Here is a 10750-nt window from a genome sequence, read left to right as displayed (position 1 = left end):
GTGGGCCGGCGGGGGGCCGGGACGGGAAGGTCCGGGCCGCGGCCCGCTGTCGTCGCGGTCGGCTGAGCTCAGCCGGCCGCGACGACAGCGTGCTCGTTGGGCACGCAGTGCGTCATCACGTGACCGCTGACGTCGCGCGGACCGTTCTTGCCGAGGTTGGCAGCGCGCTGCTGCTCCTCCTCGGTGAGGGTCTGCGACTGCAGCGGGGGCAGGCCACGGACGTCGTCCGCGGTGATGCCCAGGCCCTCGCCGACGCGCTGGCCCAGCTCGTCCTCACACATGAAGAAGTGCCAGACCATCCGCTCCTGGATCTCGCGGTTGCACTGCTGCAGCGCACCGACCAGGTTGGCGACGAGGTCGTCCTTCTCCCACTGGTCCGACAGCAGGTAGCGCTCGCCGGCCTGCGCGTAGTCGTTGGTCCGCGGGATCCGCTTGCGGGTGAGCCGGCCGGTGATGACCGGGCCCTGCTCGTCGTGCGTCGGGTACTCCGCCTCGCGCAGGCCGCCCAGGATCGACGGCTCGTAGTTCACGTGCGGGTTGGTGCCGTCCGCGCTGTCGACGCCGTAGGCCATCTGCCCGTCGCGCTGGTTGGTGGCCACCCGGGCCTTCGGCTGGTTCACCGGCAGCTGCAGGTAGTTCGGGCCCACCCGGTAGCGCTGGGTGTCCGAGTAGGAGAACGTCCGGCCGACCAGCATCTTGTCGTCGGAGAAGTCCAGGCCGTCCACCAGCACACCGGTGCCGAAGGCGATCTGCTCGTTCTCGGTGAAGTTGTCCACCGGCATCCGGTCGAGGGTCATCGTCCCGACCTTGCGGAGCGGGAAGACCTCTTCCGGCCACACCTTGGTGTCGTCCAGCGGGTCGAAGTCGAGCTCGGGGTGCTCGTCGTCGCTCATGATCTGGACGTGCAGGTCCCACGACGGGAGGTCGCCGGCGGCGATGGCGTCGTGCAGGTCCTTGGTGTGCGCACCGAGGGTCTGCGCCTGCACCGCGGAGGCGTCGGCCGCCGCCCAGGACTTCACGCCCTGCTTCGGCAGCCAGTGGTACTTCACCAGGACGCTCTCACCCTGGGCGTTGAGCCACTTGTAGGTGTTGACGCCGAAGCCCTGCATGAACCGGTAGCTGGCCGGCGTGCCACGCGGGCTGAAGACCAGCGTGATCATGTGCATGGCCTCGGGCGTCTGGCTGAAGAAGTCGAACGCGCGCTCGGCGACGCTGGCCTCGAAGGTGACCGGGTCCGGCTTCTGCGAGTGGATGAAGTCGGGGAACTTGATCGCGTCCCGGATGAAGAAGACGCCCAGGTTGTTGCCGACGAGGTCCCAGTTGCCGTCCTCGGTGTAGAACTTCACCGCGAAGCCGCGCGGGTCGCGGGCGGACTCGGAGGAATCACGGCCGCCGGCCACGGTGGAGAACCGCAGCGCGACGTCGGTCCGCTTGCCCTTCTCCTGGAACAGCGTGGCGCGGGTGTAGGTGGCGACCGGCTCGTCGCCCACGGTGCCGTCGGCCTCGAAGTACCCGAAGGCGGTGATGCCGCGGGCGTGCACGACGCGCTCCGGGATGCGCTCCCGGTCGAAGTGGCTGATCTTCTCGAGGAACTGGTAGTTCTCCAGGGTCGCCGGGCCGCGCGCGCCCACCGTCCGCTGGTTCTGGTTGTCGAAGACCGGGTGACCCTGACGGTTGGTCAGGACCGGACGGTCGGCCTCGCTCGGCGCGGGGCCCTGCGATGCGACGTCGGTCATGCTCGTACTCCTCCTCGATCGTTGTGCTCGGAGACCTGCACCGGCGCCACTGCCCGGCACTCGCGGCAGTGGCCCCAGAAGACGACCTCCGCCTCGTCCACGACGAGACCCGCCGCGTCCGAGGGCGAGAGGCACGGGGCCGCACCCGCGGCGCAGTCGACGTCCGCGACTGCGCCGCACGAGCGGCAGACCAGGTGGTGGTGGTTGTCGCCGACCCGCAGCTCGAAGAGCGCGGGGGCACCGGCCGGCTCGATCCGGCGGGCGAGCCCGCCGGCGACGAGCGCCTCGAGCACGCCGTACGCCGCCTGGTGCGACAGCGACGGGTGCAGCTCCCGGGCCCGGGTGACGATGGCGTCGGCGTCGGCGTGGGGGTGCTCGGCGAGCACGCTCAGCACCGACAGGCGCGGTCGGGTGACCCGCAGACCCACGGCCCGGAGCTGGTCCTCCCAGGTCGTCTCCATCGGCCCCCACCCAACCCGCTTTTCTTGAATGAGTCAAGACAACGGTCCGCCGGGAGCCATGGGTCGCTCCCGGGCCTACCCGTCCGGTCAGAGACCAACCGCGCCGACGCCGGAGCGACCTCCCGGGCCCGGTGGCCGGGACCGGTCGCGGCTCAGGCGGGCGGCAGGACGGCGCGCTGGGCGCCGGCGATGTCGAACAGGTCGCCGTACTCCTCGACCCGGGCCAGGACCTCGTCGGTGCGGAACCGCAGCGACCCCGGATCGGCCCCGTCGAGCACCGCCTCCACCTCGTCCCAGCCGAGCGGCGTGGAGACGGTGGCGTCTGGCCGGGCGCGCATCGAGTAGGGCGCGACCGTCGTCTTGGCCGGGTTGTTCTGGCTCCAGTCGATGAGCACCTTGCCCGGCCGCAGCACCTTCTCCATCCGCCAGACCACCCGGTCCGGCGTCTCGGCCGAGAGCTCCTGGGCGAGCTGCTTGGCGTAGCGGCTCGGGTGCTCCCGGTCGGTCACCCGGATCGGGGCGTAGACCTGCATGCCCTTCGAGCCCGACGTCTTCACCACCGGGTCCAGGCCGTCCTCCTCCAGCCGCTCCCGCAGCCGCTCGGCGACCGCGCAGCACTCGACGATCCCGGCCTCCGGGCCGGGGTCGAGGTCGAGGACCAGCAGGTCCGGCAGCGCCGGCTGCAGCCGGCTGCCCACCTGCCACTGCGGCACGTGCAACTCGATCGCGGCGAGGTTGGCCGACCACGCCAGGTCGGCGACGGTCTCCAGGATGACCATGTCGAGCGTCTCGCGCCCCCGGGAGCTGCCCGGGCTCGGGACGGTGACCCGGCGGACCCAGTCCGGGGCGTGCCGCGCGCTGTTCTTCTCGAAGAAGGCCTGTCCCTCGACGCCGTCGGGCCAGCGGGTGAAGGTGACCGGCCGTCCCGACAGGTGCGGCAGAAGCACCGGCGCGATGCGGACGTAGTAGTCGATGACCTGCGCCTTGGTGAACGAGACCTCCGGGTAGAGGACCTTGTCCAGGTTGGAGACGGTCAGCTGCCGCCCGTCCACCCGGACCCGCTGCCGGGTCACCGGGGGCTCACCATTCCTCCACCACGTCCTCCGGGGCGACGTCGTCGCGCAGCCCCCGCCACGAGGGGTGCCGCATCCGACCGTCCGCCGTCCAGACGGCGAACGCCACCTCACCGACCAGCTCCGGCTCGACCCAGTGCGCGTCGCGGGTCACCTCGCGCGGGAGGGGGTCGGCGAACGGGCTCGTCGCCCGCGGGGTGACCAGCTCCCCGAGGTCGCGCAGCGCCTGCGCGGTGAACCCGGTGCCGACGTGCCCGGCGTAGACGAACCGGCCCGCGTCGTCGTGCAGCCCGACCAGCAGCGAGCCCACTCCCCCGGCGCGCCGGCCCTGTCCCGGCCGCCAGCCGCCGACGACGACCGACTGGGTCCGGACGTTCTTCACCTTCCGCCAGTCGGGGCCGCGGGACCCCGGGCGGTAGGGCGAGTCCAGTCGCTTGGCGACCACGCCCTCCAGCCCGTTCTCGCGGCTGGCCGCCAGCACCGCCGCGCCACCGCCGCGGAACCACGGGGTGGAGACCCACCGCTCCCCGCCGATGCCCAGGGCCTCCAGCCGCTCCCGGCGGCGGGTGTACGGCAGGCCGGTCAGCGGCTCGCCGTCCAGGGCGAGCAGGTCGAACACCAGGTAGGTGACCGGCGCGGCCGCGGCCATCCGGTGCACCTCGGGGCCGGTGCGGTGCATCCGGCCCTGCAGCGCGCCGAAGTCCGGCCGGCCGCGGTCGTCGAGGGCCACGACCTCACCGTCCAGCACCGCGTCGTGCCCCGCCAGCTGCACCGGCAGCCGGGCGAGTTCCGGATAGCGGACGGTGATCTCCGTGCCGCTGCGCGCCCACAGGCCCAGGGCACCGGCCTGGACGACGGCGATCGCCCGCACGCCGTCCCACTTGAACTCGTACCCCCACAGCGGGTCCTGCCCGGGCGGCGGGAGCTCCCCGAGCGCGGCCAGCATCGGCGCGGGCACCTCGACCGGCAGGACCGGCGGGGCGGGAGGCGTGTGGTGCTGCTGGACGACGAACGTGTCGCCGGCGCCCGCGGACAGCGGCTGCCCGGCGGCCGGGACCGGCTCCGCGGTGCGCGCGGGGTCGCGCTTGGCGCGGTACGCAGCGAGCGGGTCGCCCCGCCGTCCCCGGACCGGCACCTCAGGCGGAGCGGCGGGCGCGCTTGGCGGGGGCCTTGTCGGCGGTGGCCTTCTTCGCGGCGGGCGCCTTCTTCGCGGTCGCCTTGCGGGCCGCCGTCCGGCGGGCCGGGGTCTCCGCCGGCTCCTCCGCGGCCGCCGCCCGGCGCGCCGGGGCCTTCTTGGGGGCCGCCTTCTTCGCCGGCGCACGCTCGGCCGGCGCCTCGTCCTCCTCGGCCGCGCCCCCGCGGGCGGCCTCGACGCTGCGGCGCAGCGCGCTCATCAGGTCGACCACGGCGGCGCCGGAGTCGGCGGTCTCGGGCAGCGGCTGCACCTCGCCGCCGGTCTGCTTGGCCTCCAGGAGCGCGGTCATCGCCTCCCGGTAGTCGTCGGTGAACTCCGACGGGTCGAACGCACCGGTCATCGAGCCGATGAGCGCCTCGGCCATCTGCAGCTCCTGCGGCCGGACGGCGACGTCCTCGTCGAGGAAGGCGAAGTCGGGACGGCGGATCTCGTCCGGCCACCGCATGGTGTGCATGACCATGACGCCCTCGCGCACGCGCAGCGCGGCCAGCGACTCGCGCTGACGGATGGCGATCTTGGTGATGGCGACCTGGCCGGCGTTCTCCAGCGCGTCGCGCAGCAGCACGTACGGGCGGGTCGCCGAGGCGTCGGGCTCGAGGTAGTAGGTCTTCTCGAAGTGGATCGGGTCGATCTCGTCCTGGTCGACGAACTGCAGCACCTCGATCTCGCGCCGCGAGGCCAGCGGCAGCTCCTCGAAGTCCTCGTCGGTGAGGATGACCAGCTGCCCGTCGGGGAGCTCGTAGCCCTTGGCGATGTCGGAGTACTCGACCTCCTCGCCGTCGATCGAGCAGACCCGCTTGTACTTGATCCGGCCGCCGTCGGGTGCGTGCACCTGGTTGAACCGGATGTCGTGGTCCTCGGTCGCCGTGTACAGCTTCACCCCGATGCTGACCAGGCCGAAGGACACCGCCCCGCGCCAGATCGACCGCATCGTCCGCTCCTCCCGAGACCCGTGGGCGACCGCGGGCGGGGAAGGCCAGCCGTCAAGATCGTCAGGATAGGTCCGTTGGTGGCACGGCGGCAGGTCGAGCCGCCCCGGCCTCCTCCGTACGAGCTACCTCCCGCGCGCCCCGGTCTCGCCGTCACCAGGCGCGAGCGCCCCGTTCTGGATGGCGTCGTAGACGAACTGCAGGACGTCGGAGCCGGCGACCAGCGTCATCGTGAGGGCCACCAGCCGGGTGGGCTTCGGCGCCGTGGCGTACCCGAACACCAGGCCGGTCGCGACCCACTGGGCCAGGCAGAACGGGCAGGTGAGCAGCTCACCGACGGCGTGCTTGACCCCGCCGTGCTCGCGCACCTCCTCGGCCACCTCGGCGTGCCCCGAGGGTCCCTGGAACGAGGTGAACGGGGCCCGCAGCGGGCTGGTGACCGGGTCCTTGGCGATCCGGCGGGCCAGCCGGAACGTGGCGACCGCCAGGAGGGCGACGTCCCCCGGCGGGATGCGCTCGGGCAGCTCGCGCCCGGAGGCCCGGACGGCGGCGACGCCGGCCGACACCAGGCCCAGGTACACCCCCATCGCGCCGAGGTCGCCGCCGAGCGGACGGGGCTCCCCCTGCGAGTACTCGCGCTTCTGGGTGCGGGCCCACCGGCGGACCGGCTCGCCGATCCGCTGGAGGTCCTCTGCGATCGCCATGGGGGGGCGCTACCCCGTGGCCATGGCGCCCATGCGGAACGGCGCCGGACCGATCCGGGCGACCGGCCTCACGCATGGGGCGGGGTCCGGCGGGTAGGGCGAGATCACGATGCCGGTCGTCCGACCGGTTCCCCGTCCACGGACGGACGAGCGTGCACAGGGCGGACGCACGCAGAACGGAGGCAACCCCCCATGACCGAGCCGCAGCCGAACGACCGCGGAGCCACCCACTCCGCCCTCAACGACAGCGAGTTCCCCGACGACGAGCGCGGCCTCACCGGGACCCGCGACGGCGTGCGCGGCGACACCGGCGCCACCGGCCCCGAGGGCCAGACCGCCCGGGACGTGTTCCCCGAGGACAACGGCGTCCCCGACGTCTCCCAGGACGACTTCCCGACCATGCAGCGGTCCGAGGACCCGCAGTTCGCCCCGGAGCCGGGCGACCGGGAGAGCCACCAGACCGTCGGCTTCGGGACGACCGCGTTCGAGCAGTCCGAGGGCAAGTCGCTGTCCGCGCGGCTGGAGGAGGAGATCGCCGACGACGTCCCGGACGTGCGCCCCGCCGAGGACCCGGGCCGCGGCCTCGGCCAGCTCGAGCAGGACTACGACACCACCCCCGACAGCGACTCCGGCACCAACCGCACCGCCGACGACGTCGAGGCCAGTCTCGACCCGGTGGTCGGCGGCGAGGGCCCGGAGGAGACCGCCATGCACGTGATCGACTGAAAGAGGACCCCGTCCTCCCCACCCTTCGCCAGCTCAGGGCGGGACCCGGGACGGGGCCAGGAGCCGAGGCGGGACCCCGTCCTCCCCACCCTCTGCACGTCTGACGCCGTACCCCCTCCCCCGGGAGGGGGTACGGCGTCACGTGTTCGTGGCCGTCGCCGAGGGCCGGTTGGCGACATCGACCTCGGATGTCTACGTTGGGACGGCGGTTGAGCAGGCAGCCGCGGCCGGGCGGGTCCATGAACCCGCGCCGGACACGATCGACGACGACGTGCTCCGGGGGTCACGACACCGGGGGGCCGCGCAGCGGTAGATTGACCGGGCGGTCGTGCCGCCGGGGCGGCCGTTGAGAGGAGCTCAGCCCGTGACCACATCCGACCTGCCTGCCGAGGGGCAGCCCGACGTGTCGACAGAGGGCACGGAGGCACCCTTCGACGACGTGATCACGCTCTCGACCTCCACGGGCGAGGACGGCGCGGTCACGGTGACGGTCGTCGGCGAAGTGGACACGTTCACCGCGCCGGTGCTCCGGTCCTCACTCGACACGCAGCTCGAGCAGCAGCCCAAGAGCCTGGTCATCGACCTCTCGGGCGTCCAGTTCCTCGGGTCCGCCGGGCTCGCGGTCCTGGTCGAGACGCAGAAGGCGGCCCGCTCGCGCGAGGTCGACCTGCGCCTGATCGCCACCACGCGCGCCGTCACCCGGCCGCTGGAGGTCACCGGCCTGATCGACCTGTTCACCATCGTGGACAGCAGCGCCCGCTGAGGGAGGACCCCCTGCCGGGGGTCGCACACGAAGGGCCCCGCCGGTTCCGGCGGGGCCCTCGCTGTGTCAGGAGGCGGTGAGCATCTGGCAGACCGCCTGCTCCAGCACCTTCTGCGCGGTCCGGTCGTCCGGCGCGGCGGCGGCTTCCCGCAACGCCGGCGCGATCGTCTCGCCGGAGTCGAAGTGGTCGACCACCCGCGGGTCCACGTAGCTGGCCTTGCACACCGCGGGGGTGTTGCCGAGGGTCTCCGACACCCGCTCGTAGGCCTGCTTGACCACCCGCTTGCGCGCCGTCTTCGACTCCGGCTGGGGGGCCTCGGCGAGGGTGGCCGCCATCAGCACCGTGGCGTTCCAGGTGCGGAAGTCCTTGGCGGTGATCTCCGCGTCGCTGATCTCCTTGAGGTAGGCGTTGATCTCGGTGCTCGTGACGTCGTGCCACACCCGGCCCGCGCCGGCCGGGTCGTCCACCCAGTAGCCGAGCAGCTCCTCCCCCGTGTCGCCGGGCCGCTTGAGCAGTTCCCGGACCACGTCGGCCGTGGGCTTGTCGGTGAGCTCCAGCTCCCGCTCGATGCCGCCCTTGGCCGTGTAGGAGAAGAACACCTGCTCGCCGCGCACCCGGACGTGCTCCTGGCGCAGCGTCGCCAGGCCGTAGGTGCCGTTGTCCTCGGCGTACTGCTCGCTGCCGACGCGGAACGCGCCGAGGTCCAACAGCCGGACGGCGGCGGCGAGCACGCGGTCGCGGGTCAGCCCGGAGCCGGTCACCGCCCCGACGACGGTCTCCCGGACGTCGGGCAGCTGGTGGGCGATCTCCAGCACGCGCTCGTGCTTCTCGGCGTCCCGCCGGGCCCGCCACGCGTCGTGGTACCGGTACTGGCGCCGGCCCGCCGCGTCGACGCCGGTGGCCTGGATGTGGCCGTTGGGCCAGGGGCAGATCCAGACGTCCTTCCACGCCGGCGGGATGGCCAGGGCGCGGATGCGGTCGAGACGGTCGTCCCTCATGAGCGAGCCGTCGAGGTCGTAGTAGGCGAAGCCGCGGCCGGCCCGCCGGCGTCGGTAGCCGGGGCCGTGCACGTCACTGCGGCGGAGTCTCACGTCCGGAGAATGGGCACCGGAGCCGTTCCCCAAACGGAACTCACCCCTCAGCGCAGCTCGACCAGCCCCGCCAGCCCGCTGATCTCGAGGATGTGCCGGGTCACACCGCCCTCCGGTGCGTGCACGACCAGCCGCCAGCCCTCGTCCCCGGCGATGCGGGCGACCGCGAGGACCACCCGCACCGCTGCACTGCTGAACAGGGTCACCGCGGCCAGGTCCAGCTCGACCCGTCCGGTGCCGCCGTGGCTGGCCTCCAGGAGGCGGATCCGCAGCTGGTCGGCCCCGAGGAGGTCCACCTCGCCGGAGACCCGGACCACCGGGCGGTCACCGGTTCGGTCGACGACGACGACGGCGGTGCTCGGGCCGCCGTGCCGCTCCTCGACCCCCTCCGGGCTGTGCCGCAGCCGCATGCTCAGGGTCACCGTGGTGCCGTGCTCGCCCTGGAGCACCACGCCGTCCACCAGCTGCCGCATGATCAGCAGCCCGCGGCCGCGGTCCCCCGGGTCGCGGTCCGGCGGCCGCCAGCGCCCCTCGTCCCGCACCGTCACCGTCAGCACGCCGTCGACGTCGACCGCCGCGGTCACCTGCATGCGGCCGGGCTCGGTGCCGCGGTAGGCGTGCTCGGCGGCGTTGGCGCAGGCCTCGCCCACCGCGACCATCACGCCGACCCGGTCCTGCTCCCCCATCCCGAGCCGGACCAGCCAGGCGCCCAGGTGCCGGCGCACCGCGGGCAGCGACGCCGGTACCGCCAGCAGGTCCAGGCTCAGGCTCTCCTGCGACTCGGCGCGCCGGTGCGCGACGAGCACGGCGATGTCGTCGGGCCGGTCGTCGGGCCGCAGCAGCCGTTCGACGATGGACGCGGCCAGCCCGGCGGCTCCGTCGACGTCGACGGCGCCGGAGGCGGTGAGCACCTGCCGGGCGCCCTCGGCCAGCCGGCTGAGGCCCTGGGCCGGCGACGACCCGGACGCCGCGACGACGCCGTCCGAGTACAGCACCAGCGTGGCGCCCGGCAGCAGCTCGGCAGTCGAGACGACGGTCGGGGTGCCGGGCAGACTGCCCAGCGGGGGCCGGGGCGTCACCGGCAGCAGCGACGACGAGCCGTCGGGCGCGACCAGCAGCGGCGGCGGGTGCCCGGCACCGGCGTAGGTGAGCCGGCCGGTGGCCGCCTCGAGGACGGCGTAGAACACCGAGGCGCCCTCGACGTCCTCCATCTCGGCGGCGAAGGCGTCGAGCGCGGCGATGACGGCGGCCGGCGACGGGTCGCGCAGCGCGACCGACCGCATGGCACCGCGCAGCCGGCTCATCGCGCCGGCCGCCGGCACGCCGTGGCCGACCGCGTCGCCGATGACCAGGGCCAGCCGGCCGCGGCCCAGCGGCACCGCGTCGTACCAGTCCCCGCCCGCCGCGCGCACCGAGCTGGCCCGGTGGTAGCTGCCCGACAGCCGGACGTCGGGCAGCAGCGGCAGCGCCGGCGGCAGCAGCGAGTGCTGCACCTGGTCGACGAGGTCGGGCTCCGGCGCCGGCCGCGACTCGGCCGCGCCGTGCTCGGCCTCCAGGACGAGCAGGACACCGGGGGACCCGGCGACCCGCAGCGGCTGCAGCAGCACCGTGGCCGATCCGCCGTCGGACCCCATCGGGCCGGACAGCGTCTCCGGGCGACCGGTGCGGGCCACGGTGTCGGCCAGGTCGGCGACCGGGCGGCCGTCGACCAGCGGCAGGTCGGCGCGGGAGGTGCCCAGGGCGCGGGCGCGGGCGTTGGCCCACACCGGCTCCAGGCCCGGGCCGGCGAGGCAGTAGATGGCCGCGGGCGCGTCCTCCATGGCGGCGACCAGCACGTCGCCGCCGGCGTCACCCGGGGGACGCGCGGCCGGTGGGAGGCCTTCCTGGCTGGCGTTCATCTGCGGTCAGGAAACAACAGGGCCCCAGGGGCGGCAACCGCGCTCACCGGGCCCGGGGACAGGCGTTTCCCGCACCGTCGCCGCGGGTACGACCGCTCGTCGGGCGCCGTCCCGACACGCGCTGCGGCGGGTCCTGGCGGCGGTCGGGCACTATGGGAGCGGGTCGCTGCCGC

At 73.9% G+C, this 10750-nt stretch carries 10 protein-coding genes; 2 read left to right on the top strand and 8 right to left on the bottom strand.

The features are described from left to right. Positions 1-68 precede the first annotated feature (68 nt). The 6 genes from PGN05_RS00550 to PGN05_RS00525 form a co-directional block, all read right to left on the bottom strand. Positions 69-1736 carry a catalase gene (locus PGN05_RS00550; RefSeq protein WP_419750232.1) on the bottom strand — a complete coding sequence of 556 codons (1668 nt, stop codon included), beginning with the start codon at positions 1734-1736 and terminating at the stop codon, positions 69-71. Continuing rightward, entirely contained in the window at positions 1733-2197 is a 465-nt protein-coding gene (locus PGN05_RS00545; RefSeq protein ID WP_419750231.1) for a Fur family transcriptional regulator, read from the bottom strand. Before PGN05_RS00545 ends, PGN05_RS00550 begins: the two co-directional genes overlap by 4 nt. A gap of 152 nt (positions 2198-2349) precedes the next feature. Continuing rightward, entirely contained in the window at positions 2350-3270 is a 921-nt protein-coding gene (ligD, locus tag PGN05_RS00540; protein WP_419750229.1) for a non-homologous end-joining DNA ligase, read from the bottom strand. 7 nt (positions 3271-3277) lie between these two features. Continuing rightward, entirely contained in the window at positions 3278-4405 is a 1128-nt protein-coding gene (gene ligD, locus PGN05_RS00535; RefSeq protein ID WP_419750228.1) for a non-homologous end-joining DNA ligase, read from the bottom strand. Position 4406: 1 nt separating this feature from the next. Then, on the bottom strand, positions 4407-5396 hold the full coding sequence (locus tag PGN05_RS00530; RefSeq protein WP_419750226.1) for a Ku protein: 990 nt from the start codon (positions 5394-5396) through the stop codon (positions 4407-4409). Between the two features lie 123 nt (positions 5397-5519). After that, complete coding sequence (locus PGN05_RS00525; RefSeq protein ID WP_419750225.1) at positions 5520-6098, bottom strand: DUF1360 domain-containing protein; 579 nt, start codon at positions 6096-6098, stop codon at positions 5520-5522. 192 nt (positions 6099-6290) lie between these two features. Between PGN05_RS00525 and PGN05_RS00520 the strand changes: the two genes are divergently transcribed. Beyond that, complete coding sequence (locus PGN05_RS00520; protein ID WP_419750223.1) at positions 6291-6824, top strand: hypothetical protein; 534 nt, start codon at positions 6291-6293, stop codon at positions 6822-6824. A gap of 364 nt (positions 6825-7188) precedes the next feature. Next, positions 7189-7587, top strand: coding sequence for an STAS domain-containing protein (locus tag PGN05_RS00515; protein WP_419750221.1), 399 nt, complete (start codon positions 7189-7191; stop codon positions 7585-7587). Between the two features lie 66 nt (positions 7588-7653). Here PGN05_RS00515 and PGN05_RS00510 read toward each other — a convergent pair whose 3' ends face one another. Next, the gene (locus tag PGN05_RS00510; RefSeq protein ID WP_419750219.1) at positions 7654-8679 is read right to left on the bottom strand and encodes a DNA topoisomerase IB; all 1026 of its coding nucleotides are present in this window, start codon (positions 8677-8679) and stop codon (positions 7654-7656) included. Positions 8680-8726: 47 nt separating this feature from the next. Beyond that, positions 8727-10577 carry a SpoIIE family protein phosphatase gene (locus PGN05_RS00505; protein ID WP_419750218.1) on the bottom strand — a complete coding sequence of 617 codons (1851 nt, stop codon included), beginning with the start codon at positions 10575-10577 and terminating at the stop codon, positions 8727-8729. Positions 10578-10750 lie beyond the last annotated feature (173 nt).

This window comes from Geodermatophilus sp. CPCC 206100 (genome assembly GCF_048569675.1).
Classification (GTDB): Bacteria; Actinomycetota; Actinomycetes; order Mycobacteriales; family Geodermatophilaceae; genus Geodermatophilus.
This window is presented reverse-complemented; position numbering and strand designations above follow the sequence as displayed.